Source organism: Plantactinospora sp. BC1 (assembly GCF_003030345.1).
Taxonomy (GTDB): domain Bacteria; phylum Actinomycetota; class Actinomycetes; order Mycobacteriales; family Micromonosporaceae; genus Plantactinospora.
In genome coordinates, this window is sequence record NZ_CP028158.1 from 3210881 (window position 1) to 3237248 (window position 26368).

The 26368-nt window shown below is 73.4% G+C and carries 25 protein-coding genes; 12 read left to right on the top strand and 13 right to left on the bottom strand.

Annotation, left to right across the window (positions count from 1 at the left end):
* Window positions 1-3 precede the first annotated feature (3 nt).
* The 9 genes from C6361_RS13805 to C6361_RS13845 form a co-directional block, all read right to left on the bottom strand.
* Entirely contained in the window at window positions 4-972 is a 969-nt protein-coding gene (locus tag C6361_RS13805; protein WP_107258036.1) for a cation diffusion facilitator family transporter, read from the bottom strand.
* A gap of 67 nt (window positions 973-1039) precedes the next feature.
* Window positions 1040-2233: an SIS domain-containing protein gene (locus tag C6361_RS13810; protein ID WP_107258035.1), complete on the bottom strand. Its 1194-nt coding sequence runs from the start codon at window positions 2231-2233 to the stop codon at window positions 1040-1042.
* Complete coding sequence (locus C6361_RS13815) at window positions 2230-2448, bottom strand: Trm112 family protein (protein WP_107258034.1); 219 nt, start codon at window positions 2446-2448, stop codon at window positions 2230-2232. Before C6361_RS13815 ends, C6361_RS13810 begins: the two co-directional genes overlap by 4 nt.
* 68 nt (window positions 2449-2516) lie before the next feature.
* On the bottom strand, window positions 2517-3902 hold the full coding sequence (locus tag C6361_RS13820) for a phosphomannomutase/phosphoglucomutase (protein ID WP_107267998.1): 1386 nt from the start codon (window positions 3900-3902) through the stop codon (window positions 2517-2519).
* A 165-nt stretch (window positions 3903-4067) separates the two neighbouring features.
* A complete protein-coding gene (locus C6361_RS13825) occupies window positions 4068-5378 on the bottom strand; it encodes a hypothetical protein (RefSeq protein ID WP_159079321.1) in 1311 nt (436 codons plus the stop codon).
* A 151-nt stretch (window positions 5379-5529) separates the two neighbouring features.
* Entirely contained in the window at window positions 5530-6192 is a 663-nt protein-coding gene (nfi, locus tag C6361_RS13830) for a deoxyribonuclease V (protein ID WP_199853482.1), read from the bottom strand.
* 38 nt (window positions 6193-6230) lie between these two features.
* Window positions 6231-7691, bottom strand: a complete 1461-nt coding sequence (locus tag C6361_RS13835; protein WP_107268000.1) for an aldehyde dehydrogenase family protein — start codon at window positions 7689-7691, stop codon at window positions 6231-6233.
* Between the two features lie 70 nt (window positions 7692-7761).
* Window positions 7762-8502 carry a MerR family transcriptional regulator gene (locus tag C6361_RS13840; RefSeq protein ID WP_107268001.1) on the bottom strand — a complete coding sequence of 247 codons (741 nt, stop codon included), beginning with the start codon at window positions 8500-8502 and terminating at the stop codon, window positions 7762-7764.
* A gap of 189 nt (window positions 8503-8691) precedes the next feature.
* Window positions 8692-9864, bottom strand: a complete 1173-nt coding sequence (locus tag C6361_RS13845; RefSeq protein ID WP_107268002.1) for a glycoside hydrolase family protein — start codon at window positions 9862-9864, stop codon at window positions 8692-8694.
* Window positions 9865-10053: 189 nt separating this feature from the next.
* Between C6361_RS13845 and C6361_RS13850 the strand changes: the two genes are divergently transcribed.
* The 4 genes from C6361_RS13850 (at window position 10054) to argS (ending at window position 14026) form a co-directional block, all read left to right on the top strand.
* Window positions 10054-10413, top strand: a complete 360-nt coding sequence (locus tag C6361_RS13850) for a GntR family transcriptional regulator (RefSeq protein ID WP_107258028.1) — start codon at window positions 10054-10056, stop codon at window positions 10411-10413.
* The gene (locus C6361_RS13855) at window positions 10410-11276 is read left to right on the top strand and encodes an ATP-binding cassette domain-containing protein (RefSeq protein ID WP_107268003.1); all 867 of its coding nucleotides are present in this window, start codon (window positions 10410-10412) and stop codon (window positions 11274-11276) included. Before C6361_RS13850 ends, C6361_RS13855 begins: the two co-directional genes overlap by 4 nt.
* A complete protein-coding gene (locus tag C6361_RS13860; RefSeq protein ID WP_107258026.1) occupies window positions 11273-11980 on the top strand; it encodes a hypothetical protein in 708 nt (235 codons plus the stop codon). Before C6361_RS13855 ends, C6361_RS13860 begins: the two co-directional genes overlap by 4 nt.
* A 327-nt stretch (window positions 11981-12307) precedes the next feature.
* Window positions 12308-14026: an arginine--tRNA ligase gene (argS, locus tag C6361_RS13865; RefSeq protein WP_107268004.1), complete on the top strand. Its 1719-nt coding sequence runs from the start codon at window positions 12308-12310 to the stop codon at window positions 14024-14026.
* A 98-nt stretch (window positions 14027-14124) separates the two neighbouring features.
* Here argS and C6361_RS13870 read toward each other — a convergent pair whose 3' ends face one another.
* Entirely contained in the window at window positions 14125-14367 is a 243-nt protein-coding gene (locus tag C6361_RS13870; RefSeq protein WP_107258024.1) for a flavin reductase, read from the bottom strand.
* A 662-nt stretch (window positions 14368-15029) separates the two neighbouring features.
* Here C6361_RS13870 and C6361_RS13880 point away from each other — a divergent pair.
* The 6 genes from C6361_RS13880 to C6361_RS13905 all read left to right on the top strand — a co-directional run bounded on the left by C6361_RS13880 (window position 15030) and on the right by C6361_RS13905 (window position 17128).
* Window positions 15030-15821 (top strand): helix-turn-helix transcriptional regulator, encoded by a 792-nt coding sequence (locus tag C6361_RS13880; protein ID WP_107268006.1) that lies wholly within the window; start codon window positions 15030-15032, stop codon window positions 15819-15821.
* Window positions 15818-16009: a DUF397 domain-containing protein gene (locus tag C6361_RS13885; protein ID WP_107268007.1), complete on the top strand. Its 192-nt coding sequence runs from the start codon at window positions 15818-15820 to the stop codon at window positions 16007-16009. The genes C6361_RS13880 and C6361_RS13885 overlap by 4 nt, the downstream gene beginning before the upstream one ends.
* 17 nt (window positions 16010-16026) lie before the next feature.
* Window positions 16027-16218: a DUF397 domain-containing protein gene (locus C6361_RS13890; RefSeq protein ID WP_107268008.1), complete on the top strand. Its 192-nt coding sequence runs from the start codon at window positions 16027-16029 to the stop codon at window positions 16216-16218.
* A gap of 17 nt (window positions 16219-16235) precedes the next feature.
* Window positions 16236-16427, top strand: a complete 192-nt coding sequence (locus tag C6361_RS13895) for a DUF397 domain-containing protein (RefSeq protein WP_107258019.1) — start codon at window positions 16236-16238, stop codon at window positions 16425-16427.
* An 18-nt stretch (window positions 16428-16445) separates the two neighbouring features.
* Window positions 16446-16637: a DUF397 domain-containing protein gene (locus C6361_RS13900; RefSeq protein WP_107268009.1), complete on the top strand. Its 192-nt coding sequence runs from the start codon at window positions 16446-16448 to the stop codon at window positions 16635-16637.
* Between the two features lie 119 nt (window positions 16638-16756).
* Window positions 16757-17128 (top strand): YciI family protein, encoded by a 372-nt coding sequence (locus C6361_RS13905; protein ID WP_107268010.1) that lies wholly within the window; start codon window positions 16757-16759, stop codon window positions 17126-17128.
* A gap of 70 nt (window positions 17129-17198) precedes the next feature.
* Here the strand turns inward: C6361_RS13905 and C6361_RS13910 are convergent, their stop codons facing one another.
* The 3 genes from C6361_RS13910 to C6361_RS13920 all read right to left on the bottom strand — a co-directional run bounded on the left by C6361_RS13910 (window position 17199) and on the right by C6361_RS13920 (window position 21843).
* Entirely contained in the window at window positions 17199-18755 is a 1557-nt protein-coding gene (locus tag C6361_RS13910) for a hypothetical protein (protein ID WP_107268011.1), read from the bottom strand.
* A complete protein-coding gene (locus tag C6361_RS13915; protein WP_107268012.1) occupies window positions 18752-20836 on the bottom strand; it encodes a GTPase in 2085 nt (694 codons plus the stop codon). The genes C6361_RS13910 and C6361_RS13915 overlap by 4 nt, the downstream gene beginning before the upstream one ends.
* A 104-nt stretch (window positions 20837-20940) precedes the next feature.
* On the bottom strand, window positions 20941-21843 hold the full coding sequence (locus tag C6361_RS13920; RefSeq protein WP_107268013.1) for an IniB N-terminal domain-containing protein: 903 nt from the start codon (window positions 21841-21843) through the stop codon (window positions 20941-20943).
* A 466-nt stretch (window positions 21844-22309) separates the two neighbouring features.
* Here C6361_RS13920 and C6361_RS13925 point away from each other — a divergent pair, with 466 nt between their 5' ends.
* Window positions 22310-23620: an Hsp70 family protein gene (locus C6361_RS13925; RefSeq protein ID WP_107268014.1), complete on the top strand. Its 1311-nt coding sequence runs from the start codon at window positions 22310-22312 to the stop codon at window positions 23618-23620.
* Window positions 23620-26232, top strand: coding sequence for a helix-turn-helix transcriptional regulator (locus tag C6361_RS13930; protein ID WP_107270937.1), 2613 nt, complete (start codon window positions 23620-23622; stop codon window positions 26230-26232). Before C6361_RS13925 ends, C6361_RS13930 begins: the two co-directional genes overlap by 1 nt.
* The last annotated feature ends 136 nt before the right edge of the window (window positions 26233-26368 follow it).

A 26368-nucleotide genomic window follows, 5' to 3' on the forward strand; every position in this document is an offset into this window, starting at 1 on the left:
CGCTCAGGCCCCCTTCAGTTCCGGTACCCCGTCCGCGGGCTGCTCCACCTGGCGGTAGATGTCCGGCTCCAGATAGATCACCCGGGCGATCGGTACGGAGTTGCGGATCCGCGCCTCCACCGAGTTGATCCCCTCGGCCAGCTCGGCCGCCGTCTCGTACGGCCGCACCGCGACCTTCGCCGCGACCAGCAGCTCCTCCGGCCCCAGGTGCAGGGTCTTCATGTGGATGATCCGCTCGACCTCGGAACCCGAGGTGATCGCCTCCTCGATCTGTCGGACGTCCTCCGGAGTGGCCGACTCGCCGAGCAGCAGGCTCTTGGTCTCCAGCGCCAGGATCACCGCGATGGCCACCAGCAGGATGCCGATCGCCGCGGTGCCGGCCGCGTCCCAGTAACCGTTGTCGGTGATCAGGGTCATCGAGACGCCGATCAGGGCGAAGACCAGACCGAGCAGCGCGCCCAGGTCCTCCAGCAGCACCACCGGCAGCTCCGGCGCCTTGGCCCGGCGGACGAACTCCTTCCAGGAGGCCTTGCCCCGGATCGCGTTCGACTCGACGATCGCGGTCCGGAACGAGAACGACTCCAGGATGATCGCGACCACCAGCACGACGATCGGCAGCCACTGCCAGCTCTCGATCCCGCCCGGGTGCACCTGCTGCTCGTGCCACTTGTGGTACGCCTCGTAGAGCGCGAAGAGGCCACCGAGGCTGAACAGCACGATGGAGACGATGAAGGCGAAGATGTAGCGCTCGCGGCCGTACCCGAAGGGGTGTTGCGGGGTCGCCCGGCGCCGCGCCCGACGCCCGCCGAGCAGCAGCAGCGCCTGGTTGCCGGAGTCGGCCACCGAGTGGATCGACTCGGCGAGCATCGACGACGACCCGCTCAGCGCGAACGCGACGAACTTGGTGACCGCGATGCCCAGGTTGGCCAGCAGGGCCGCGACGATCGCCCTGGTACCGCCACCCGCGCTCACGACCGGCCCTCCGCCGCGTCGGCCGGGGTCCGGGCCACGGCGGACCCGCCCCGGGTGATCTGCTCGGTCACTGGTTGGACAGCTCCTTCATCTCGGTGATCGCCGGTACGGCCATCGGGTCGAGTCCGTGCGCCAGCGCCAGGTAGATCGAGGCGAAGTCGGGCACCGCGGTCAGCGAGGCGAGCCGTTCCAGCGCCGATCCGCCCTCGGCGGTCACCACGTCGCAGCGCACCCCGCGCCGCTCGGCGAGGGTCTGCACGGCGTCGGCCCGGCGCTCCTCCACCACCAGCGGCTCGTCGGTGTCGTCCTCGGCGTTCAGGCCGCCGTCCCGGAGCAGCACCAGCCGCAGCCGGGTGCCGGTCGCCTCGTCCTCGGGGTCGGCGAAGATGTCCCGGCTCGACTCGCCGAGGCCGCCGAAGACGCCGTCGAGCAGGCCGACCCGGCCCCGCCCCGCCTCGCCGAGGGCACCGGCCACCACCGGGTAGCGGGCGTTCGCCGAGAGGGTGTCGCCGAACCGCCGGGCCGCCACGGTGGCCAGCGGCGACGAGCCCCAGACGATCGGCACCGAGCCGGCCAGGCCCAGCGCCAGCGACTTGGCCGGGTTGACGAAGGACTCGGCGGACGGGCGGCACCGGTCGGCCTCCGCGTCCAGCCGGGCCGCCGTCTCGGCCAGGTCCGCCTCGTTCACCTTGACCAGGCCGAGCGCGCGGGCGGCGAGCAGCACCGGCACGGTGAGCGCCCAGAGGCTGGCCCGGGCCGGCGCCCGGCGGGGCACCGGGACGAACGGCGCCCGGACCCCCTCGGCCACCGACTGGAGCTGCGAGTCCGGCGCACCGACCGCGACCAGCCGGGCGCCGCGCCGGGCGGCGGCCTCGGCCGCGCCGAGCGCCTCGGGGCTGCGCCCGGAGGCGCTGACCGCGATGACCACGTCCGCCGCGCCCACCCAGCCGGGCACCCCGGCGCTGCGGTGCTGGATCACGGGTACGGGGCAGCGCGGGCCGGCGACGGTGGCCAGCACCTCACCGGTACGCGCGGCGGTGCCGATGCCGGCGATCACGACCGCCCGGGGGCGGCCCTCGTCGGCCAGCACCCCGAGGTTGGCCTCGGCGGCCAGCGCGGCCGTCTCCCGGACCTGCGCACCGGCCGCGGCGGTGTGCCGGAGCATCCCGCCCGGATCGTTCTCGTTCATCGCGGCGACGTCGTCGAGCATCCCCTCGTCGGGGACCGGGCGGCCGCGCAGACCGGCCGTACCGTCCATCATCGCTGGTCCGCGCTGCCGCCGGGGGTCGCACCCGGACCGGCCGCCGGGCCGCCGCGCGCCTCGTCCAGCAGCAGGACCGGTACGTCGTCGCGCACCTCGAAGATCCGCGCGCACTCGGTGCAGGTCAGGGTCTGCGCCGCCGGGTCGTAGTCCAGCGGTGCGTGATGGGTGTCCGGGCAGGCCAGGATCTCCAGCAACTGCGGGTCGAGGGCCACGGTGCGGCTCCTTCCACTCCTCGTGCGGTAGGTCGGGTACGGCGGGTCTCCGACCAGCGCGATGGATCTTATCGGCGAACCAGTCCGAGCACCTCGTCGCGGAGTGCCACCATCCGTTCCGGGGTGGGCGCCTCGACGTTGAGCCGGAGCAGCGGCTCGGTGTTGGACGGGCGCAGGTTGACCCAGGCGCCGTCCGGGAAGCGCAGGGTCAGCCCGTCCAGCTCGTCGGTCTCGGCGTCCGGGTAGGCGGCCCGGACCTCGGCGAGCTTGGCCCGCTGGTCCGGTACGGTCGAGTTGATCTCGCCGGAGGAGGCGTACCGCTCGTACGCCCGGCCGAGTTCCGACAGCGGGCCGTCCTGCTCGCCGAGCGCCGCCAGCAGGTGCATCGCGGCGAGCATCCCGGTGTCGGCGAACCAGAAGTCCCGGAAGTAGTAGTGCGCCGAGTGCTCGCCGCCGAAGGCCGCGTTGGTGCGGGCCATCTCGGCCTTGATGAAGGAGTGGCCGACCCGGCTGCGCACCGGCTCGCCGCCGTGCTCACGGACGATCTCCGGCACGGCGCTCGACGTGATCAGGTTGTGGATGATCGCCGCGCCGGGGTGCTTGGCCAGCTCGCGTACGGCCACCAGGGCGGTGATCGCCGACGGGGAGACCGGTTCGCCCCGCTCGTCGACCACGAAGCAGCGGTCGGCGTCGCCGTCGAAGGCGAGCCCGAGGTCGGCCCGGTGCTCGCGTACGGCCGCCTGGAGGTCGACCAGGTTCGCCGGGTCCAGCGGGTTCGCCTCGTGGTTGGGGAACGAGCCGTCGAGTTCGAAATAGAGCGGCACGATCTCCAGCGGCAGTGACGGCAGGGCGGCGTCGCCGAGCACGGCCGGTACGGTGTGCCCGCCCATGCCGTTGCCCGCGTCGATCACCACCTTGAGCGGGCGGATCCCGGTCAGGTCGACCAGGGTGCGCAGGTGGGCCGCGTACGCGGGCAGCAGGTCCCGGTGTTCCAGCGGCGGCAGCGGCTCGTCCAGCGGCCGGGTCTCGCCCTTGTCCAGCAGCGCCTGCGCCCGGTCACGCAGCTCGGTCAGCCCGGTGTCCTGGCCGATCGGCCGGGCCCCGCCGCGACACATCTTGATCCCGTTGTAGGCGGCCGGGTTGTGGCTGGCGGTGAACATCGCACCGGGCAGGTCGAGGCTGCCGGAGGCGTAGTAGAGCAGGTCGGTGCTGCCGAGGCCGAGGTGGAGCACGCCGAGCCCCTCGGAGCGGACCCCGGCGGTGAAGGCGGCGGCGAGGCCGGGTGACGACTCCCGCATGTCGTGGGCGACGGCTACGGTCCCGGCCGGCTCCCCGGAGGTACGGAGAAGCTGGGCGAAGGCCGCGCCCAACGCCTCGGCGGCCCGCTCGTCCCACTGCTCGGGAACGGTACCCCGGACGTCGTACGCCTTGACGATAGCGGACAAATCAGACAAGATCTCGCCCCTCAGCCGGACATTCGGTCAACGGCCTGAGCGTATCGGAGCCGGACGCCACGCCCCGCCCCAAGGCGATCCACCGGCGGCGAACAGCCGCTGTCAGCCCTGTTCGGCGGGGGCGGGCCGACCCCGACACGCCCGGCTGGCAGCGGCATCGGCGGACTACCGCTGGGGACGCTGGGACGGCGGCAGGATCAGGGTCGCGTCGGGTCCGCCGGCCGGGGGCTGCTCCGGCGGTACGGATCCCTCCGGCCGGGGCGGCACACCCTCCGGTCGGGCCGGCGCAGTCTCCGGTCGGGCCGGCACCTCGCCGGGGGTCGCCGAACCGGTTCCGGCCGGCGGCACCACCTGGGCCGGGAGCGTTCCCGGCTGCCGGGGCGGCGTCGAGGTGGCCGGTCGCGGCAGAACCGCGCCGGAGGCGGGCAGGATCAGGGTCTGGTCACCGACCGCCGACACGCCACCCGGCGCCGCACCGACCCCGCCGACCGGCCCCACCCCGTCGACCGGCTGCGTGCCGGGCAGGGGTCCGGCGGCGCCGACCGGACCGGCACCGTCACCCGGGGCACGGCCGGCACCGGCGGCACTGCGGAAGACCGGGCCCACCGGCGCGTTCCGGGCCGTCGGGTCCGCCGGGGGAATCCGGGTGGTCCGCTCCGCGCCGAGCACGATGATCCGGGCGGTCTTCTCCGCATCGTCCCCGGACGCCACGGCCACCCGGCCACGCTCCGCCCGGCTCCGCCGGATCAGGAGCACCATCAGGGCGATCCCGATCCCGACCATCACGATGCCGACCACCATCACCATGCCGCCCAGCCCGAGCGACCCGCCGGACTCGTCCTCGGCGGCGACCGGCTGCGCCGGCAGGGCCGCCGCGACCTCCTCGGTGGCCGGTGCGGCCGGCTCCTCGGTGGCCTGCGGCGTCGCCGACGGGATCACCAGCTCGGGAGTACGCTGCGTCGCCGGGGCGTCTCCGGTCCGGCCGGTCAGCCGGGCCGAGTCGGTGTCCCGGCCGAGCAGCCGGCCACCCGCCCCGTACGCCTCGGCGAGCAGGGTCACCCGGCCGGCGGGCGCGCCCTCGGCCAGACTCACCCGGTACCGGCTGGAGACGCTCTTCCGGGCGCAGAGTTCGGGCTTGTCCGGTGCGGTGCGCTCCCCGACGACCAGCCCGTTCGCGCCCTCCGAGACCGGCACCCGGCGCCAGTCACCGTCGGCGGCGACCCGCACCTCGACCCGGTCGGCGGTCAACCCCGGCAGGTGCACCCCGAGCACGGTACGGACGTTCACACAGCCGCCGCCGCGCATCGAGACGTTCACCGTCACCGAGGCCGGCGAGCCGCCCGCGCTGATCGAACTCGGCGCGCGGACGCGTACCGATTCGCCCTCGGCCACGGCCGGGGCGGCGGCGAGTGACACCGTCGTACCGACCAGCAGACCGACGGTTCCCAGCCAGGTCGCGCCACGCCGTACCGACATGATCACCTCGCTCGTCGCAGTGCAGATCCGGGCACAGGCTACCGGTGCAGCGGCAACCGTCCTCTCTCATGCCCGGCCGGCGCCGCGCCGAATCCTCCGGCTGCCGGAGCCGACGCCATCGGCACAGGAAGCGGGCGGACGGCTCCCGCCGTCACACCCCGGCGAACCTGCGCAGTTCGGCCCGGCAGAGCCGGTCCGCCTGCCGGGTGGTCTCCGGCAACCGGTAGGCCGGGGTGAGCCGGAGCACCTGGGCGCAGGCGTTGTCCAGGTCCATCCGGTGCCCCACCGAGACGAAGACCGGCCGCACGTCGTCCCGGGTCCGCAACACCCGGCCGACCTGCTCGGCACCGTCGACCAGCGGCGCCCAGGACCCGCGCCGCCGGTCCGGCCCGCTCCACGTCCCGACCAGCGGCGTCTTGCCGACGCCGATCGCCGGCCGGTCGGTGAGCACGCCCAGGTGACAGGCGAGCCCGAACCGGCGCGGGTGGGCGAGCCCGTGCCCGTCGCAGACCAGCAGCTCCGGCTCGACGGTCAGCCGGGCGAGCGCGGTCAGCAGGGCGGGCAGCTCCCGAAAGGCGAAGAGCCCGGGTACGTAGTCGAAGGCGGCCCGCCCGGTGGCCACCGCCGTGTCCAGCACCTCCAGGGTGGCCGGGTCCAGCACGGTCACCGCGGCGGCGAGCCGGTCGCCGTCCTCGGCGTACGCCACGTCGAGCCCGGCCACCGTGCGGGGTGCGGCCGGCCCCGGCCCGGTCAGGTCGACCAGCGGGCGCAGCCGGTCCTGCACCGCCTCCGCCTCGGCGACCGTGCCCGGGATCTCGATCGCGGCGACGGTGGAGAACTCCGGCGGCCGCGCTACCACTCGATCCCGCTCAGCACCATCACCCGGGACTCGGTGTAGTCCTCCATCGCGCTGCGTACCCCCTCCCGGCCGACGCCGCTGCCCTTCACCCCGCCGTACGGCATCTGGTCGGCCCGGTACGACGGCACGTCGCCGACGATCACGCCACCGACCCGCAACGTCCGGTACGCCGCGAACGCGGTCCGCAGGTCGTGCGTGAAGACCCCGGCCTGCAACCCGTACGCCGAGTCGTTGACCGCGGCGAACGCGGCCGCGTCGTCCGGCACCGGCGCCACCACCAGGACCGGCCCGAAGACCTCCTCGGTGTTGACCCGGCACTCCGGTCGTACCCCGGTCAACACCGTCGGCGTGTAGTGCGGGCCGTCCCGGCGGCCGCCCAGCTCGACGGTGGCACCGGCCGCCACCGCCTCGTCCACCCAGCTCTCGACGCGCCGGGCCGCGGCCTCGTCGATCAGCGGCCCGACCTCGGTCGCCTCGTCGGCCGGATCCCCGGTGTGCAATGCGGCGACCGCCGCGACCAGCCGGGGCAGGAAGCCGTCGAGCAGCCACTCGTGCACGAAGACCCGCTGTACCGCGATGCAGCTCTGCCCCGCCTGGTAGTTGCCGAAGGTGGCGATCCGGCGCGCGGCGTGGTCGAGGTCGTCGGTGCCGGCCCAGTCCGCGCAGACCACTGCGGCGGCGTTGCCGCCCAGCTCCAGGGTGACGTGCTTCTCCGGCACCGACCGCCGGATCGCCGCACCGACCGGTCCGGAGCCGGTGAACGACACCACCGGCAGCCGGGGATCCCGGACCAGTTCACCGGCCCGGTCGTTCGGCAGCGGCAACACCGAGCACATCCCGGCCGGCAGGCCGCTGCCCGGACCGTCCGGCTCGGTCACCTCGGCCAGCAGCTCGCCGAGGAGCAGCGCGGTCAGCGGGGTCGCCGGGGCCGGCTTGACCACGATCGGCGCCCCGACCGCGAGCGCGGGGGCGACCTTGTGCGCGACGAGGTTCAGCGGAAAGTTGAACGGCGTGATGCCGAGCACCGGCCCCCGGGGCAGCCGGCGGACCAGCGCGACCCGCCCCTCCCCGGCCGGCTCGGTGTCCAACCGCTGCATCTCGCCGGACCAGCGCCGGGCCTCCTCGGCGCCCCACCGGAAGGTGGCGACCGCGCGGGCCACCTCGACCCGCGCCCACCTGACCGGCTTGCCGCTCTCGGCGGTGATCAGCCGGGCGATCTCCTCGGCCCGCTCGGCGAGCCGGCGCGACACGTGCGCCAGGGCGTCGGCCCGGACGTGCGCCGGCAGGGCGGCTGCCCGCTCCGCCACCTCGGCGGCGGCGGCCACCGCCGCCTCGACCTGCTCCGGGTCGGCGTGGCTGGTCCGGCCGACCTCGCGACCGTCGGGATGCCGGACCACGAGCGGATCGCCGCCCCGGGCCGGCCGGCCGGCGAGGAGGAACGGCACGGATTCCACGTCCGGCAGCCTAACCCTCCGGTACCGGCCGACGGATCGCCGCTCGCCTCCTCTTACCCGGGCACGCTGCTCAGGTGGCTGGCTCGTCACTCTCGCCGGGTGCGATGCCCAGATAGTCGTGCAGTCGGCTCGACCCCTCCAGCATCGCGGTGGCCCGTTCGGTCAGCTCCAGCCGGCGGCGCTGCACCGCGGCCCGCAGCGCCGCCGTACTCCCGGTGCGGCGCAGACCGTCGAGGATCGGCCGGATCTGCGGCAGCAGGTAGCGGCTCCGCCGGAGCATGCTGATCATCTGGGCGTCCCGGATCTCGGCCGGGCCGAACCGGCGGTACCCGGTACCCGGTTCCCGTTCCGGTACGAGCAGGCCGGCGGCCTCCCAGACCCGCAGCGCCGACGTACGCACACCCAGTCGGGCCGCCAGCTCGCCGATCCGCAGCGTCAGCCGGGAGACCGTCGCCGGCTCGGTCTGCTGCCCGGCGACCGCCTCCAGCGCGGTGGCGGCCTCGGCGAGCGCACGGCGCTCCTCGTGCAGCCCGGCATGACTGGCGTCGACCAGGGCGAGCGCGGACGGCAGATCCCCGGCGTGCACCGCGTGCATGATCGACCGAGCGGTCTCCCAGCCGTACCCCCGGGCCAGCGCCCGGTACGTCAGCAGCGCCCGGCGGTGCCGCTCGTCGAACTGGCGGTATCCCGAGGCGCTCCGGGGTGCCGGGGGCAGCACCCCGGCGTCGAGATAGTTGCGGACCTGCTGGGTGGAGATGCCGGCCAGCCGGGCGAGATCGACGGGTCGGAGCCTCCGTTCCGGCCGGCTCACCGGGCCGGGACCGCCGAGTTGAGGGTTGTCAGGCGCATCCGCCCAGGATAAGCCCGGAGGTGGCCACAACCCTCAAGGCGTTTCGGAGCAGCGCTGAAAGGCGGGCCGGCTGCTCGCCGGCCGTACCGTCGAGCGGTTCGCCGGCGATGCGGACCTGCCGGCGAGGTTGTCCGGCAACAGAGCCCGGGTTCAGCCGGCGGCCTGGAACGCCCGGCCCACGGCCGTCGGCTGGTCGCCGCCGCGGAACAGCCCGGTGCGGTCCCGGTCGGTGGCGGGCAGCCCGAACCAGGCGTACCGGTGCAGGTAGGAGAGCCCGCCGAGCATCCTGGTGGCGGCGGTCAGGAACGCGGCCTGCTGCTGCTCGCCGGGGAACCGGGTACCGCCGTTGGAGAAGTCGATCAGGGCGAACTCGGTGAGCCAGATCGGCAACCGGTAACGCTGGTACACCGCCTGGAGATACTGCCTGAGCTGGTTCACCGCGTTCGCGGTGACGAAGTCTCCCCCGTACCAGTGCAGGGCGATGAAGTCGACCCGGTAGCCGCGCGACCTGGCGCCGGAGATGAACCGGTCGAGCCAGCCGCCGGGGGTGGCCCCGCCGAAGGCGACCGCCGGGCTGCCCAGGGTGGCACCGGTCGCCTGCAACCTGGGCCAGAGCCGCAGCGCCTCGTCCACGCTCATGTCCGCCTGGCCGGCCATGTCCGGCTCGTTGAACCCCAGCAGGTACGGCCCGGCCGCCTTCGCCTGGGCGAGGGTGCCGCTGTCGACGTTGTCCCGACCCCAGATCATCGGTACGAACTCCGCGCCCCGGGGCGTCTCGACCCCCTGGTGGTGACTGGCCCAGGTGTAGTACCAGCTCGCCTTCGAGTTCGCCAGCGCCGGGCTGACGCCGGGGAAGTTCCAGACCGCCACCCCCTTCTTGTCGGAGGTGCGCGCCGGACCCGCCGGTACGGCCGGCCGGATCGACGTACGCGGCTTCGGCGTCGGCGTGCCCCGGCGCGGCGTCGGGGTGACCCCGGTGACCGTGGGCGTGGCGGTGGCGGTGATGGCGACGACAGGTGCTCCGGCGAGGTCGGCGGTGGCGACGTCCGGAGTGGACGGTTCGGCCTGTTCGGTCAGCCGCACCGCCACCAGGACCGCCGCCACCAGTACGGCGAGCGCCGCCGCGACCGCGACCGGCCCGACCAACCGGCGTGCTCCGGCCGCCGGGGACCGGCCCGACGGGCGGGCGGGAACGGCCGCCGGACGGTTCGAGCCGGCGCCCGGATCGACACCGGGAACGGCACCCGGATCGGCACCCGGAACGGCGGCGCGGCCCGGGCCGAGGTCACCGGTGTCGGCTCCACTGTGGCCGGTTCCGGACATGCTGGCTTCCTCCCATCGGTCGGCGTACCCGTGCCGGGGCACCGGGGACGCCAGTCGCCCGCTCAGCAGACCGGGCCACTGCCAGCGGATTACGGATTTTTCCCGCCGTCGGTTCACCGGCGTTGACGGCGACGACCGAGGACTTCTATGGTTCTTCGGTAAAGTAAAGAACCCAAGAAGCAGGTTGACATGTTCGACGACCGGAGCCCGATCTACCGCCAGATCGCCAGCCGGATCAAGGCCGACGTGCTCAGCGGCACGCTGAAGGCCGACGACCAGGTCATGTCGACCAACCAGTACGCCGCCTTCTATCGGATCAACCCCGCGACCGCCGCCAAGGCCTTCCAACAACTGGTCGAGGAGGGCGTCCTCTACAAGAAGCGAGGTATCGGCATGTTCGTCAGCCCCGACGCCCGGGACACGCTCCGGGCCCAGCGCCGCGAAGGGTTCTTCGCAGACGTGGTCGAACCGATGATCGCCGAGGCCAGGGCGATCGGCATCCCGCTGCGCGACGTGATCCGCCGCATCGAGGAGCGGGACGGGCGATGAGGATCGACGTCGAGGAGCTGGTGCTGCGCTACGGCGACACCACCGCGCTGGACGGTCTCACCTTCAGCCTGGCCGGCGGGAAGATCTACGGGCTGCTCGGCCGCAGCGGCTCGGGCAAGACGAGTCTGCTCTCCGTGCTGGCCGCCTTCCGCCGGGAGTCCGCCGGCCGGGTCCGGATCGACGGCCGGCCCGTCTTCGAGAACGCCGCCGTCACCCGGCAGATCGTCATGATCCGGGACGGCGGTGAGACGACCCGGATCGGCACCGTGGCGGACGCGATCTATTTCGCCGAGTGGCTCCGCCCCACCTGGGACGGCGAGTACGCCCGCAGCCTGCTCGACCGGTTCGCACTGAAGCCGAAGGCGCGGGTCGGCGAGATGTCCAGGGGGCAGCGCTCGGCACTGGGCGTCGTCGTCGGGCTGGCCAGCCGGGCTCCGCTGACCATCTTCGACGAGTCGTACCTCGGCATGGACGTCCCATCCCGGTACGCCTTCTACGAGGCGCTGCTCGCCGACTACATGCGGCATCCGCGCACCATCGTCCTCTCCGCGCACCTGATCGAGGAGGTCGCCCCGCTCCTGGAGGAGGTCGTCATCATCGACCGGGGCCGGCTGGTGGTGCACGAGGAGACCGAGAGCCTGCTCGCCCGGGGCAGCGCCGTCACCGGACCCGCCGGGCAGGTCGACACCTTCACCGCCGGACTGACCGTGCTCGGCAGCCGGGAACTCGGGCCGACCAAGTCGGCGATGGTCTACGGCGAACTGGACGAGACCCAACGCCGCGCCGCCGCCGAAGCCGGGCTGGAACTCGAACCCATCGCCATGCAGGACCTGTTCGTGCACCTGACCGGAGGGCCCCGATGAGATTCCCCAGCCGCCTGCTGGCCAGCACCATGGTGCACGCCTCGATGCTCTGGGCAGGCTTCCTCGCCGTGGTCGCGGTGATCGTGCTGGGCATCGCCGTCTTCGGCCGGGTGACCGCAAGTGCCTGGGAGAAGGCCGCGGTGTTGCCGCGCTGGTACGTGCTCTTCGTCGGCATCGCGCTCATCCGCGAGTTCCTGCCGCTGTACGTGGCGCACGGGCAGACCCGACGCCGGTTCGGCGTACACGCGGCCGTCACGGTGACCCTGCTGGCCCCGTTCCTCTCCGCCCTGCTGGTGGTCGGCTACCTGATCGAGACCGGGGTCTACTCGCTCGCCGGCTGGGAGCAGGCGCTGGACCGGACCCACCTGTTCGGCGAGCCGACCCAACTGCACCTGGTCTTCCTGGAGTACGCCCTGGAGTTCCTGGTCTGGCTGGCCGGCGGGGCGTTCATCGGTGCCGCCTACTACCGGTGGGAGGCCGGCGGCCTGCTGATCGGCATCCCGGTGGGTGCCGGGCTGATCCTGCTCACCCAGGCCATGATCGGCGCCGACTTCGGGCTGCCGGTGGTCGGCCGGATCCTGGAGTCGAACCCACCCGGGTCGCTGGCGCTGGCGGTCGCCGTCGGGCTGGCCTCCTTCGTCACCTGCCTGGCGCTGACCTGGTCGACGATCCGCGACATCCCGCTGCGCAACAACATCGGCTGACCGGGCCACGACGGCGACGGGCGACGGGCCCCGGGTCGGTGGCCCGGATATCGGGTACGCCCACGGCGCCGATCCGGTTAGCCTGGATCCGTGGCCAGTTCCGCCGGTAGCGCGTACCCCGACCTTCCCGGTCGGGTGGTGCCCGCGTCCGGGTCCGCCCCGACCGTGGGCCGACGGCGTCCGGTGGCTCGTTCCCGAGCCCGCCGAGGCCGCCTGAGCTGACCACCTGATCACTGCCGGCGGACCGATCCGCCGGTATCCCCGTACGCCGATCAGTCCGCTCCGTCCCGTCCGCCACGCGGACCGGAGCCAGAGAGGCGTACCTGGATGAATCTCGAAAGGCTGCTCACCGACCGGCTGGCGCCGTCGTTCGCGGCGCTGGCCGGCGGCCCGGTGGACCCGGCGGTCCGGCGTTCCCGGCACGCCGACTTCCAGGCGGAGGCGGCGCTGCCGCTGGCCCGCCGGCTCGGCCGGCCGCCCCGGGAGATCGCCGCCGAGGTGGTCGAGCACGCCGCACTCGTCGGCCTGTGCTCGTCGGTGACGGTCTCCGGTCCCGGATTCGTCAACCTCACGGTCGCGGACGACCTGCTCGGCGCGCTGCTGTCGAGGATGGCCGCCGACCCCCGGCTCGGCGTGCCGACCGTGACCACCCCGGAGACGGTGGTGGTGGACTACTCGGCGCCGAACGTGGCCAAGGAGATGCACGTCGGGCACCTCCGGTCGACCATCATCGGTGACGCCGTCGTCCGGCTGCTGGAGTGGCTCGGGCACCGGGTCGTCCGGGCCAACCACCTCGGCGACTGGGGTACCCCGTTCGGGATGCTGATCGAGCACCTGCTCGACCTCGGCGAGTCCACCGCCGTCGCCGAGTTGTCGATCGGCGACCTGGACTCGTTCTACAAGGGAGCGCGGGTCAAGTTCGACGCCGACGAGGCGTTCCGGCGGCGGGCCCGCGAGCGGGTGGTGGCGCTACAGGGCGGGGACGAGGCGACGCTGCGGCTGTGGCGGCTGCTGGTCGAGGAGTCGGAGTCGTACTTCCTGGGCGTCTACGACCGGCTCGACGTGCTGCTGACCCGGGCGGACTTCGTCGGCGAGAGCCACTACAACCCGATGCTCGGCCCGGTCACCGACGAACTGGACCGGCTCGGCCTACTCGTCGACAGCGGCGACGCGGCCTGCGCCTTCCCGCCCGGCTTCCCCGGCCGGGACGGCGAGCCGGTGCCGCTCATCGTGCGCAAGCGGGACGGCGGGTACGGCTACGCCGCCACCGACCTCGCCGCGCTCCGGTACCGGACCCGGGAACTCGGCGCCACCCGGCTGCTCTACGTCGTCGGGCTGCCGCAGCGGCAGCACTTCGAGATGGTCTACGCGGTCGCCCGGCAGGCGGGCTGGCTGCGGCCACCGGCCCGGGCCGAACACGTCGGCTTCGGGCTGGTCCTCGGTCAGGACGGCCGGAAGCTGGCCAGCCGGGCCGGCGACTCGGTGAAGCTGGTCGAACTGCTCGACGAGGCCGTCGACCGGGCGGCGGCGCTGGTCCGGCAGAAGAACCCCGACCTGACTCCGGACGCGGTGCTCGAACTGGCCCGGGCGATCGGCATCGGCGCGGTGAAGTACGCCGACCTGGCCAGCGACCGGACCCGGGACTACGTCTTCGACTGGGACCGGATGCTCGGGCTCTCCGGCAACACCGCCCCCTACCTCCAGTACGCGCACGCGCGGATCCGCTCCATCTTCCGGCGGGCCGGCCGGGCGGCACCGGAGGGCGTACCGGTCAGGGTGGTCGAGCCGGCCGAGCGGGCGCTCGCGCTCGAACTGCTGGACTTCGGCGCGGTCGTCGACGCCGTGGACCGGACCCTGGAGTTCCACCGCCTCGCCGGTCACCTCCACGCGGTCGCGGTCGCGTTCAGCGGCTTCTTCGAGCACTGCCCGATACTCCGCGCCGAGCCGGCCGTCCGGGAGAGCCGGCTGGTCCTCTGCGACCTGACCGCCCGGGTACTCCGGCAGGGCCTGCACCTGCTCGGCATCGCCACCCCGGACCGGATGTGACCGCATTCCGGTCGTAGGCGGTGTGGCCCGCCCCGGTTCGCCGCCCAAGGGAAGGTGGCGAACCGGGAGCGGGCCGGTCGGGTCACGGAGCGGAGCGGTCAGCGACGGCGCGGGACCCAGTAGAGGATCTGGCCGGTGACCAGCGCCGGATGCGTGTCGGGCAGCGCTTCCAGCGCCCGGACGAGGTGCGCGGCCAGGTACATCAGCAGTCCCACCCGGTCACCCCGGAAACCGATCAGCAGCGCCAACCGGGCCGGCGCACACGGCCACGGGTCGGCACAGGTCCGGCAGCGGTACGCCGGCGCCGGCAGGTGCCGGCCGGTCGGGTACCGCCGCCGCATCCGTCGTGCAGCCCGGTACCAGCGTTCCTGCGGCCCGATCACCTGTCACACCCGCGTACCGTGCCGGGCACGCGTGACTCGTCCCGGCTCCAGCACGCCCGTGCGCCCGTTGCGCGGATGTAAGCGGCTCGGCGCGTCCCGGGCCGGGCGGCGGTTGTCCCCCCGGTAACGGATCGGCGGGGCCGGCACGTCTTGGGACGACGGCCCCCGGGCCTCGGCACGACGAGCGGCCCGGTAGGTCGCGCCGGTCAACGGCGGCACCACCGGCGCGTACGGCATCGGCACCAGGTCGACCGAGTCCGGACACCGCCAGCGGAGGCCACACCGGCAGTACCGCCAGAGCCGACGCCAGTTCCGGCGGTGATACGGCTTCGTCCCGCGACCGATTCTCATGCTGCCCTGCCTTCCGAAGAGAAATCCGACGGTGGAATGTGCCGGAGCCGACGTGCTGGTTGGCCATTCCGCCACCACCACATCGGTCGGACTTTTCACGTCACCGCGACAGCCCGAGGACCGCGCGGAAATGTTCGGTTCCACCCTGGACGCATAGCCCCTACGCTGGGAAGATGGCGTGCGTCTATGGATAGCGCTGGCCAATCTCTCAGACGCCTGAATGCCATTGAATAGCCGTGAATAATTGATCTACATCCTGGGGAATTCTGATGATCGAAGTACCGGAACCACTGGCCGCCTTCATCGTTGTCGAGATCCGCCAGGGCAGGCAGGCGGCCAAGATGACCCAGGAGGCGTTCGGCCGGTTGGCGAACTTCTCCGCATCCCACGTCAGTGCCGTCGAGAACCGGACCCGCGCCCTGACGATGGACTCGATCGCCGGTGCCGACCGTGCCCTGAAGACCGGCGGGGTCTACGAACGCCTCGTCGCCAAACTCGGCGCGCCGACCTGGCTGCGCGAGTGGATCGACCACGAGCGCGAAGCAGTCGCCCTGCGCTCCTTCGAAAACGCCGTGCTACCCGGCCTGTTCCAAACCAAGGCGTACGCACACGCGCTGCTCAGCGGCGCGTTGTTCACCGCCGAACAGGTGCAGCAGAAGGTTACTGAGCGACTCGACCGGCAATCCATCCTCAACCGCGACGATCCACCCCAGGTCATTGCGATCATCGACGAGTCTGTGCTCCGCCGGGTCATCGGCGGACGCGAGGTGATGCGCGAGCAGTTGGCCCACCTACTCAAGCTGGGGACTACTCCCCTGGTGCAGATCCAGGTAGTACCTGCCAACGTCGGGTCGTACCCTGGACTCGGTGGGCCGTTCGTGGTGGCGACCCTCCCGACCAACGCCGACGTGGGCTACCTGGACAACCAGTTGCACGGGCAGGTGGTCGAGCGGGCCGCCGACGTGTTGCAGTTACGCCGCGCCTGGGATGCGATCCGAGGCGGTGCACTAGCGGTCCCGCAGTCGACCGAGTTGATCACGGAAGTGATGGAACAGCTATGAACCTGACTAGCGCCCAATGGCGCAAGAGCACGCGCAGCAGCACTAACGGCGGGAACTGCGTCGAGGTCGCCCGCAACCTCCCCGGCATCGTCGCCGTACGCGACAGCAAGGACACCACCGGCCCCGTACTCGCCTTCGCACCGACCGCATGGCGGACCTTCGTCAACGAGATCGCACACCGCCCGTAGCCAGGGATGGGACGGCAATGAACCTGACCGCAGCCGAGTGGCGCAAGAGCACGCGCAGCAGTCCCAACGGCGGAGACTGTGTCGAGGTCGCCCGCAACCTCCCCGGCATCGTCGCCGTACGCGACAGCAAGGACACCACCGGCCCCGTACTCGCCTTCGCACCAGCCGCATGGCGGACCTTCGTCAACGAGGTCACACACCGCCCGTAGGCAAGGATGGAACAGTTATGAACCTGACCGGCCCCGAGTGGCGGAAAAGCACGCGCAGCAGCACTAACGGCGGAGACTGCGTCGAGGTCGCCCGCAACCTCCCCGGCATCGTCGCCGTACGCGACAGCAAGGACACCACCGGCCCCGTACTCGCCTTCGCACCGACCGCATGGCGGGCCTTCGTCACCGAGGTCACACACCGTCCGTAGCCAGGGATGGGACGGCAAATGAACCTGACCGGCGCCCAATGGCGCAAGAGCACGCGCAGCAGCCCCAACGGCGGGAACTGCATCGAGGTCGCCCGCAACCTGCCCGGCATCGTCGCCGTACGCGACAGCAAGGACACCACCGGCCCCGTACTCGCCTTCGCACCAGCCGCATGGCGGGCCTTCGTCACCGAGGTCACCCAGGGTTCTTAGCGTCGAACGACGGAAGTCCCGTGGAGAAATTTTCTGGCAGGGCGTCGGTTTCGGGACGGGTCGTTCGTAGCACAGGTGACGGTGGCCGGAGGAGGCCGCCGGAACAAGGGAGTTCTGGGATGACCCGATACCTGATCTCGTTCGACGACGGCGCGATGGACCACATCCCCGCCGGGGAGATGCCCGACGTGGGCAAGGCCGCGCACGCGGTGATGCAGGAGGCCGTGAACGCCGGCGTGTTCGTGTTCGGCGGCGGACTGGAGCGGCAGCCGGCGAGCATCGTGGCCACGGACGGGACGGTCACCAACGGGCCTTACCCGGAGACCAAGGCGGTCGTCGGCGGGTTCGTGGTCGTCGACGTGGCCGCACACGAAGAGGCGCTGACCTGGGCTGCCAAGATCGCCGCCGCCTGCCGCTGTGCCCAAGAGGTCCGGGAGATCATGCCCGACCCCGAGACCGACGCGATGCTCCGCCAGGCTGACAGGCGATGACGAACCCGTAGCGGATGATCCCGGGGGTCGGGCGTGCGACGACGCGCGGTCTCCGGGCACTGGCCGGAGGTCAGGAGATCTCGGCGAGCATCCCCTCGCAGCTGCGTACCACGACCCGGGCGGCGCGCCGCTGGTCGACGCCGCGCAGCGGGTCCTCGGCCAGCTCCTGCCAGCGGCGTACCGCCGCCGAGCCGCGCGCCCACAGCTCGTCTCCGGTGACGTCGTGTTCGACGCCGAGCCGGGCCGCCAGGCTCGCCCCGTCCCCGCCGATCAGCCGGTTGGCCTCGGCGGCCAGCTCCGGGTCGAACCGGAGCTGCCCGCCGAGCAGCGCGGCCGAGAGCCGCAGCTCGCGGAACTCGTGCGCGCCGGCCAGTACCTGTTCCAGCCGGGCCAGCAGCTCGGCGGCGCCCGGCCGGGGTTCGGCCCGGAGCAGCGACTCCAGCGCCATCAGCACCGCCCGGGCCTTCAGCACCGGGGCGCGGTCGACGAAGTACCGGGCCATCGACTCGCGCAGCTCGGTCAGGCCGCTGCGCCGGACCAGCTCGGCGGCGAGCCGGGCCCGGCTGTCCGAGCCGGTCCGGACCAGCGTGGTCGACAGGCGTACCCCGAAGATGCCGAGCCGGTCGAGCAGCCGGCGCCGGATCTCCACGTCGAGCGGGATCGGGAATTCGGCGGCCAGGAAGCGGTCGGTGGAGAGCAGCAGCCGGTCCGTCTCCGCCCGGGGCAGCCCGGCCAGCGCGGCCAGCGCGGCGTACTCGGACTCGCTCAGCATCCGGCCGGCGAGCGCGACGAGCCCGCCGAGCGCGACCACGCTGAGGCAGTGGGCGTTGACCCTCGGGTCGCGGCGGTGCCGGCGGGCGAGCTGCCGGGCGGTGAGCAGCGCGTCGACCCGGCCGCCGCCGAGTTCGTCCACCCTGGACAGCACCAGGAGTACGTTCACCGGCGCGGCCCGGGCCACCGAGCCCGGCTGCGCCGCCTGGAACGGCCGCAGGTCGTCCCCGCTGCCGTCCCGGCTCAGATAGAGCACCGCGTCGGCCTCGTGCACGATCCGCTGCACGGTGGCCGCGCCGCCACCGGCACCGCCGACCAGTTCGGCGTCCCCACCGGCGGTCGGCCCCGCCGCGAGCGCCAGCCGCCCCCGCCCGCCCCCGGCATCCTCGCCGGCCGTCCGATCGTCGGGCCGGTGGCTGACCGCCGGAGTGTCGATCAGTACGGCGTGCCGCAGCGCCCGGGTCGGCCACTGCACCACGATGTCGTCGACCTGGTCCCACCGCCCGCCGCCGAGGTCGACCCGCATCCCGCTGGCGGTACGGGTCACCGCGAGGTCCCGGGGCGCGCCCCCGGCCGGGTACGCGGTGACCCGGGGTTCCGGCCCGTCCTCGTACCAGGTGAAGACCTGGCGGCCGTCGGCCACCTCGACCGGTGCGACCGCCTCACCCATCACGGCGTTGACCAGCGTCGACTTGCCGGACCGCCAGGGCCCGGCGACGGCGATCCGCAGCGGCTCCTCGAACCGGGCGAACTGCCGGTGCAACTGCTCCACCGCCCGGGGGTCGTTGCCGTAGACCTCCAGCGCCTCGTGCACCAACCCCCAGGCCGCCTCGTCCAGCCGACCCACCCGGCTCACCCGAGCCCACCCCCGTTCGGGCTGACGGACCCGGACTCCAGGTTGGTGCGCGCGGCGCCGAGGGACTGCGCGCCGGCCAGCGCCTGCGCCTTCTCGTAGAGGTCGGCGAGGCGTTTCATCTCCAGCGCGATCCGGCGCTGCCGCTGGTCACGCTCGGCCGCGTCGGCCTCGGCCGCCTGCTTCGCGGTCCGGAACGACCGCACGATGCCCTCCTGCAACTCCTCGGTCAGCGCGGTGAAGTGGTCCCGGAGCATCCGCTGCACCTGTCGGGCGGTGTCCTTGCAGTCCTTGCTCAGCCGGAGGAAGAAGTCGTCGACGTGCCGCTGGGTCGCCGTCTTGACCGCCGCCTGCCGGCGTTTGAGCAGCGACTTTCCCTCGTCGCGGACGCTCTTGCCGCCGAAGAGCGCGCCGGCGCCGAGCGAGATCGGGTTGATCAGCGGCATCCCGGCCAGCGTGGTGGCCAGGCCGAACATCAACACACCGCCGTACGAGCCGCGCAGGCCGGTGACGAGCTTCTGGGTCCGGGTGAACTTCTCCACCGTCGGCTGCTCCATGATCTGGATCCGGTCGCTGAGGTTCTCCGGTACCCGTACCGACCAGCTCGGCAGTGCGTCGAAGCCGTACCGGTCGAACTGGCTGGCGACCCGGTTGGCGATCCAGCCGCAGCGCTCGGCCAGCCAGGCGTAGTTCGCCTCCGCCGCGTCGGTGAGGTTCTCGGTCAGCCACTCCTGGAAGGTGTCCCAGCCGGTCAGCGGGTCGGCCTTGTCGAACGCCTCGTCCACCTTGCGCAGGATCTGCCGGGTACGGTCGCGCAGGTCGTACTCGACGTCGGAGATCAGGTCCGCCATCTCGTCGTTCAGGGTGTTCTGCCAGCGCACCGAGCAGCGGCGCAACTCGTCCACCTCGCGCTGGGCCGCGTGCAGCTTCGTGATCGGGCCGGACCGCTCGACGTCGATTTCCTTCGCGACCGCGAGTTCGGCGCGGAGCGGCGCCGCGAGCTGTTCGAGTACGGTCCGGGCGCTGTGCGCCACCGCCGCCCGGGCCAGCGCGTCGGCCTTGCCGGCCTGGTCGCGCTTGATCCGGTTGAGCAGTTCCGGGAAGTGGGACTCGGCGTTGAGCTGCTTGTCGTTGCTCCGGGCCGCCTGTAGGCGCAGCGTCGCGGAGACCGGGATCAGCGCCGCCGGTACGCCCGCGTCGGCCAGGTGCTGCCGGTTGCGCTCGACCACCGTACGCCAGTGCGGCACCAGGTCGATCTTGCTCTGCACCACGGCCAGGTTGGCGTGCGACTGCGCGATGTGCAGCAGCAGGTTCAGCTCGGCGACCGAGAGTTCCCGGGTCACGTCCGAGACCAGCAGCACCAGGTCGGCCTGGTTCGGGGTGGCGGCCGGACTGATCGCCCGACCCGGGTCCGTGCCGTCCACCCCCGGCGTGTCGACGAGGACGAGCCCGGAGGCGAGCAGCGCCCGGGGAATGCCGATCTCGGCGTGCTCCAGCCCACCGCCCGGGCGTCGCCGCAGCGTCCCGCCGCCGCCGACAGTACGCCCACCGCCGTCCGCCGAGCCGGCCGGTACGTCGCCGATCCCGCCGCTGCGGCCGCTGATCCGCGCCACGATCTGCTCGATCGGTACGGCGATCCGCTGCGCCGGGCCGGGCACCGCCGTGCCGGGGCGCGCACCCGGCAGGGGCTGGCCGGCCGGACCGGTCCGCTCCGGTGGCCCCGGTGGGGCGTCTCGTCGCCGGCCGGCGGGGTGCTGCGGATCGGAGCCGTCCACCGGCCGCCCCAGCTGCTCCGGTGCCTGCGGGGGGCTCCAGACCAGCGCGGCGGTCGGCGCCTCGGCGTGCCCGACCACGGTCGGGATGGTGGTGCTGATCCCGTCTCCGACCGGGCAGACCGAGGCGTTGAGCAGGGCGTTGACGAGCTGGCTCTTGCCCTGCTTGGGTTCGCCCACGATCAGCACCCGCAGCCTCGGGTCCAGCAACTGGGCTCGTCGACGCCGAAGCCAGGAGATCAGGTCGCCCCGACCGTGCGCGCCGGAAACCCGCACGATCTCGTCGAGTACGTCAAGCCAACTGGGCGCCATCACCGCACCAAGTGTGCCGGTTGCGCCGGAATTATCAAGAGGACCGAAGGCCGGACCGTGGGACCACGGTCCGGCCTTCGGTGGGCCTCACGGACTTCCCGCGCTCAGAGAAGGTCGTCCGTGATTCCCAGGAGGCCGCCGGAGGTGGAGGCGTCTACTTCTCCGGCGGTGCCGCTGTCACCAATGACACCGGAGGTGGTGTCACTGAGCGTGTTGCCGAGGCTGCCGGTCAGGTCGGACACCGTCGAGGTGGTGTCGTCGAGCACCGGCGTGCCGGTGGAGCCGAGTGGTTCGAGGTCGAGTGCGTCGCCGACCCCGGTGACGGTGTCGGTCACGCCGCCGACGGTGTCCGTCACCCCGCCAACCGTGCCGGTGACGCCGAGCGAGTCGACGAGCCCGGTGACGTCGTCCAGCGTGCCCCGCACGGTGTCACCGGCGAAGTCGACCAGGCCGATCTGGCCGCCGTCCACGGCGTTTCCGGGCAGGCCCTCGGGGGTGCCGACCACGCCGGTGGTGTCGGTGAGCACCGGCTCCACCACCTCGGAGTCGAGGGTGTCGGCGACGTCCTCACCGGTCGGCACCAGCGGGTCGACCAGACCCAGCGGGTCGGAGAGCTGGTCGGTGCCGAGCCCCGGCAGGACACCGCCGAGCGCACCCGGCGCGACGCTGATCGCACCCAGCGTCGCCGCGCTGACGTCCGAACCCGACGAGTGCGTGGAGACACCGAGCTGCGTGGCCACGCTCTGGAGTTGGCCGATGACACCGCCCGGGTCGAGCTGGAACTGACCGAGGCCCACGTCCTCGCCGACCGGCGCCAACGAGGTGAGGCCCTGCACCGGCGCGTAGTCCACCACCAGCGGCACCACGTCCTGGACGTCCGCGACGCTGATGTCCGCCAGTCCGGCGTCGCGCAGCGTCCCCTCCGGGTCGATCTCGAAGGCCGACCGGGCGTCCGGGTTGGTCAGCAGGTTCAGCACGAAGTCGTGCAGTGTCTGGGGCGAGCCCATGTGCCGGTCTCCTCGGTGCGGTCGCCGCCCGGCGCGGGTCCGGAGCGGTGTCGTGGCGGCGACGGATCCGCGTCCGGTGGGAGCGGACCCGTCTGAGGTGGCGCAGGTGGTGCGGGGGTGTGGCACAGGTGGTGCGGGGGTGGAGCCTCCGGCGGCGGCGCGCTGCGTTGCACCGCCGCCGGATGTCTGAAGCAGACGCTAGACGGAATCGGCCGCGCCGGACATCGGGGACGACGCCGGGGTTGCCCGGCCGGTTCGCTAGGGCCGCGCCTTAGATCTGCGTTAGGGGCATAGGGGATGCGTTCCGGCAGAGTTAGGGTCCCGATGGCGGATAGATCTCTGGTACGAAAAGATGACTCCCTAACGGCCCACCGGGCGATCCCAGCCGCCCGGGGTCGTCCCCGGTGAGGCCACGAAACGGTACGCGCCGTCCCGGGGTCATGACTCGCGGTGAAGGAATGGTCGGATGCCCTACGTCCTCGGAATCGATATCGGCAGCACCGCCACGGCTGCCGCTGTCGCCCGGCTCCGGGGCAGCAACTGGGATCCCCCCGAACCCGTCCGGCTCGGGCCGGCCGGGCACACCGTGCCGTCCGTCCTGCTGATGTCGACCAACCGGTCGATCACCGTCGCCGACCCCGACGAGTACGACGGTCCCGTCGACAGCGGCTGGGTCGCCCGCGACTTCGGCAACCGGATCGGCGACGGCGTACCGCTGCTGGTCGGCGGCGAGGCGTGCTCGGCGCAGGCGCTCACCGCCATGCTCGCGATGTGGGTGGTCGAGCGGGTCGTCGACCAGGAGCGCGAGCGTCCGGAGTGGATCGTGCTCAGCCACCCGGCCGGCTGGGGCGACTACCGACGACACCTGCTCGGCGAGGCGCTCTGGGACGTCGGTCTCGCCGACGTCTCCCTGCTGCCCGCACCGGTCCTCGCCGCCGCCAGCCACGCCGCACACGGCTTCTCCGGCCGTACCCTCGCCGTCTACACCCTCGGCGGGCAGACCTACTCCACCGCCGTCGTCGACCGGGCCCAGCCGCTCGGCTTCGACCTGCGCGGCGGGGTGGCCGACGCCGAACCGCCCGCCGGAGCCGACTTCGACGAGGCGCTGGTCGAGCACGTCCGCACCAGCCTCGCCAAGGAACTCGCCGACCCGACCGACCCGCTGGTCCGGCACGCCCTGCTCGGCCTGCGCCGGGAGTGCCGCCGGGCCAAGGCCGAACTGACCGTCGCCGACACCGCCGACGTGCTGGTCCGGCTCCCCGACCGGCAGACCCGGGTGCCGGTGAGCCGGACCGAGTTCGAAGACCTGATCCGGCCCGCCGTCACGCTGACCGTGGACGAGCTGACCCGCACGGTCCGGTCCTGCGGCCTGGCACCGCACCAGCTCGACGGGGTCCTGCTGGCCGGCGGCTCGGCCCGGATCCCGCTGGTGCGGGAACTGCTCGCGGCCCGGTTTCCGGTACCCGTCGAGGTCGAGGCCGACCCGCAGCTCACCGTCGCGGCCGGTGCGGCGGTGGCCGGCTGCCAGCTCCTGGACCGGCAGCGGGGCAACCGGCCGCCGCCGCGCCCGCCGGTGATGCGCCCGCCCCGACCCGGCGCCCGGCGCGGCGAACCACCGGCCCGCCGGCAACGCGGCCGCTCCGGCGACGGCCGCGAACCCGCCCGGTACGACGAGGAACGGCCCCCGCTGCCGCCCCGGCCACCGATCCGGATCACCCCGCTGGAACTGCCGATGCGAACACTGTCCGGACGGGTGGGCTCGGTGAGGACGACGTGATGCTGCGCACCGACACCGAAACCCCACTCGTACTCGACGAGCAGACCACCGCCTTCCTCAACCGGGTCGACGCCGACCCGCAGGCCCCGCTCTGCACCGCCGTACAGGCGGCCGGCGGGCACGGCAAGACGGCCGTACTCGCCCGGCTGCGTCGCGGTTACCGGCAGGCCGGCGTACCCGTGCTGGACTCCTGGCGGGAGCTGGCCGGTGCCGGCGACCCCGACTGCGTCGTACTCGTCGACGACGCCCACCTGCTCGACGCCGCCGCCCTGGCCGAGCTGCGCCGGCTGGCCGAGACCGGCCGGGCCCGGCTGGCGGTCGCGTTCCGGCCCTGGCCCCGCCCCGCCGGCCTGACCGAGCTGGCCGAGGTACTGCACCGGGGCGGTCCGCCGGTGCTGCCCGGCCCGTTCACCGAGGCGCGCACCGCGGCCTACCTCGGCACCACGTACGGGTCGACGGTGCCGCCGGGGGTCGCCCGGCTGGTGCAGGAGCAGACCGGTGGCGTACCCCGGTTCGTCGAGTGGCTGGCCCGGGCGCTGCGCCCGGCCGACCGCCGGCCCACCCGCGCGGAGCGGCCGCCCACCGGTGCCGAGCGCCCGACGCCGACCCTGGAGGTGCCCCGCTCGGTGCTGCTCCAGTTCGCGCCCGAGCTGGAGAGCCTCGACATCGAGGTACGCCGGCTGCTGCTCGCGATGGCGGCCGGCCCGGCACTCCCCACCGACCTGCTCGGCGCGCTGCTCTCCCGGCAGCCCGACGAGCTGGACGAGTTGCTGGCGGCGGCCCGCGCCGCCGGGCTGCTCGGGCCGGACGACCGGCTCGCCCCGATCGTCCGGCGCGCCATCGCCGCGCTCAGCCCGGCGAGCCAGCGGGCGGCGGTCTGGCAGCGCCTGGCCGAGTTGCAGCTACAGCGCGGCGGGCGGGTGCTCCCGCTGGTCCGGTCGATGCTCGACGGCGGTTTCGGCGGCAGTTGCCCGCCCGGCGTCGCGGAGGCCGCCGGTGACGAGGCGCTCGGCGACGACCCGGCGCTGGCGGCCCGGCTCTTCGCGGTCGCCGGAGCCGCCGGGCGGCCCGTCGCGGCCCGCCGGGCGATGGCGGCGGCGCTCTCCGCCGACCTCGACTCCGCGCTGCGGCTCGCCGACCGGCTGATCGCCACCCCGGACTCGCCGGACCGGGCCGACGGGGCGGCGGTCGCCGCGACCGCGCTGGTGCACCGGGGGCACACCGACCGCGCGGTCGAGCTGTACCGCTGGTCCGGCACCCCGTCGTCGCTGGCGTTCGCGGCTCTCGGCGCGGCCGGCACCGGCCGGGTCGACCAGCTCGACCGGATCCTCGCCGATCCGCCCGCCGACGGTCCGCCGACGCTGCTCGCCAGCGCGGCACTGCTGATGGCCCGGGGGTTGAAGGAGACCCTCTCCGGCCCGCCGACCGCCGCGCTCTCCACCCTGGTGCAGGCGTCCGCGCTGCTCGAACCGGCCGGCCGGTCGGTCCTGCTGCCGGAGACCCCGGCGGCGCTGGCCGCCCTGGTGGCGCTGCACTGCGGTGAGCTGGACATCGGCGAGCGCGCCCTGGACCGGGCCGTCGCCGCCGGGCTCGGCGCGACGTTGACCGCCCGCCGGCACCGGCTGCTCCAGGCCTGGCTGCTGATGGTCCGGGGCCGAGCCACCGAGGCCGCCGCGCAGTTGGCGACGGTCGCCACCGGCCCGGTACCGCTGGAGTCCCGCGACCTGATCTTCGCCGCCGCGCTGGAACTCGGCACCGCCCGCCGCAACAGCGACCTGCCGGCCCTGCAACGCGGCTGGGAACGCGCCCGGGAGGCGGTGGTACGCCACCCGGTGGACCTGTTCACCCTGCTGCCTCTCGGCGAGTTCGCCATCGCCGCCGCCCGGCTCGGCGAACTCGACCGGCTCGCCCCCTATCTCGGCGAGGCCCGGGACCTGCTCGCCCGGCTCGGCAACCCAGCACTGTGGACGACTCCGCTGCACTGGAGCTGCCTGCACGCCGCGATCCTGGCCGACCGGCCGGCGGTGGCGGACGAGCACGTCGCCGCGCTGGCCGCCGCCACCGGCCACACCCGGTACGCCTCCGTGGTGGCCGCCGCCGGGCAGAGCTGGGTCGAGGTGCTGCGCGGCGTCGTCGACCCGGTCCGGGTGGAGGCCGCCGCCCGGGGCCTGCACGGCATCGGCCTCTGCTGGGACGGCGCCCGGCTCGCCGGTCAGGCCGCCATCCGCACCTCCGACCGGAAGGCGATGACCACCCTGCTGGACTGTGCGCGGATGCTCCAGGGCCGACCGGCCGGGGCGAAGGGCGGGACCCGGCCCACGGGTACCGGAGCCGCCCAGGTGGCGGACGCGATCGCCGTACCGGTGGAGAACCGGCTCAGCGAGCGCGAGCGGGAGGTCGCCGAGCTGGTACTCAGCGGCCTGACGTACAAGCAGATCGGCGACCGTTTGTTCATCTCGGCGAAGACCGTCGAACATCACGTGGCCCGGATGCGTCAGCGGCTGAACTGCGCCAACCGTGGCGAGCTGCTGGCCAGGCTGCGCACCATCGTCGAGGAGCGCTCCGGCGGTCGACCGGCCGGCTCGCCCTGGCCACAGCGGACGGCACGGTGAAGGGGGCGGCGCGCCGGGTAGCGGCGCTCGGCTCCGGGCTCCGGCGAGGGGGCGCGCTCCCTACCCCCGCCGACGCCGCGCCGGTGAACGGTCCGGTCGACCGGTCGGGTCCGGCGGACCAGCCGGCCGACCGGCC

What these genes read in the sequence shown, in the direction of transcription:
- C6361_RS13810 (WP_107258035.1), bottom strand. Translation starts at nt 2,233, where the DNA reads ATGATGGACGGTACGGCCGGTCTGCGCGGCCGCCCGGTCCCCGACGAG.
- C6361_RS13825 (WP_159079321.1), bottom strand. Translation starts at nt 5,378, where the DNA reads ATGTCGGTACGGCGTGGCGCGACCTGGCTGGGAACCGTCGGTCTGCTG.
- C6361_RS13845 (WP_107268002.1), bottom strand. Translation starts at nt 9,864, where the DNA reads ATGTCCGGAACCGGCCACAGTGGAGCCGACACCGGTGACCTCGGCCCG.
- C6361_RS13850 (WP_107258028.1), top strand. Translation starts at nt 10,054, where the DNA reads ATGTTCGACGACCGGAGCCCGATCTACCGCCAGATCGCCAGCCGGATC.
- C6361_RS13855 (WP_107268003.1), top strand. Translation starts at nt 10,410, where the DNA reads ATGAGGATCGACGTCGAGGAGCTGGTGCTGCGCTACGGCGACACCACC.
- C6361_RS13860 (WP_107258026.1), top strand. Translation starts at nt 11,273, where the DNA reads ATGAGATTCCCCAGCCGCCTGCTGGCCAGCACCATGGTGCACGCCTCG.
- argS (WP_107268004.1), top strand. Translation starts at nt 12,308, where the DNA reads ATGAATCTCGAAAGGCTGCTCACCGACCGGCTGGCGCCGTCGTTCGCG.
- C6361_RS13870 (WP_107258024.1), bottom strand. Translation starts at nt 14,367, where the DNA reads ATGCGGCGGCGGTACCCGACCGGCCGGCACCTGCCGGCGCCGGCGTAC.
- C6361_RS13880 (WP_107268006.1), top strand. Translation starts at nt 15,030, where the DNA reads ATGATCGAAGTACCGGAACCACTGGCCGCCTTCATCGTTGTCGAGATC.
- C6361_RS13885 (WP_107268007.1), top strand. Translation starts at nt 15,818, where the DNA reads ATGAACCTGACTAGCGCCCAATGGCGCAAGAGCACGCGCAGCAGCACT.
- C6361_RS13890 (WP_107268008.1), top strand. Translation starts at nt 16,027, where the DNA reads ATGAACCTGACCGCAGCCGAGTGGCGCAAGAGCACGCGCAGCAGTCCC.
- C6361_RS13895 (WP_107258019.1), top strand. Translation starts at nt 16,236, where the DNA reads ATGAACCTGACCGGCCCCGAGTGGCGGAAAAGCACGCGCAGCAGCACT.
- C6361_RS13900 (WP_107268009.1), top strand. Translation starts at nt 16,446, where the DNA reads ATGAACCTGACCGGCGCCCAATGGCGCAAGAGCACGCGCAGCAGCCCC.
- C6361_RS13905 (WP_107268010.1), top strand. Translation starts at nt 16,757, where the DNA reads ATGACCCGATACCTGATCTCGTTCGACGACGGCGCGATGGACCACATC.
- C6361_RS13915 (WP_107268012.1), bottom strand. Translation starts at nt 20,836, where the DNA reads ATGGCGCCCAGTTGGCTTGACGTACTCGACGAGATCGTGCGGGTTTCC.
- C6361_RS13920 (WP_107268013.1), bottom strand. Translation starts at nt 21,843, where the DNA reads ATGGGCTCGCCCCAGACACTGCACGACTTCGTGCTGAACCTGCTGACC.
- C6361_RS13925 (WP_107268014.1), top strand. Translation starts at nt 22,310, where the DNA reads ATGCCCTACGTCCTCGGAATCGATATCGGCAGCACCGCCACGGCTGCC.
- C6361_RS13930 (WP_107270937.1), top strand. Translation starts at nt 23,620, where the DNA reads ATGCTGCGCACCGACACCGAAACCCCACTCGTACTCGACGAGCAGACC.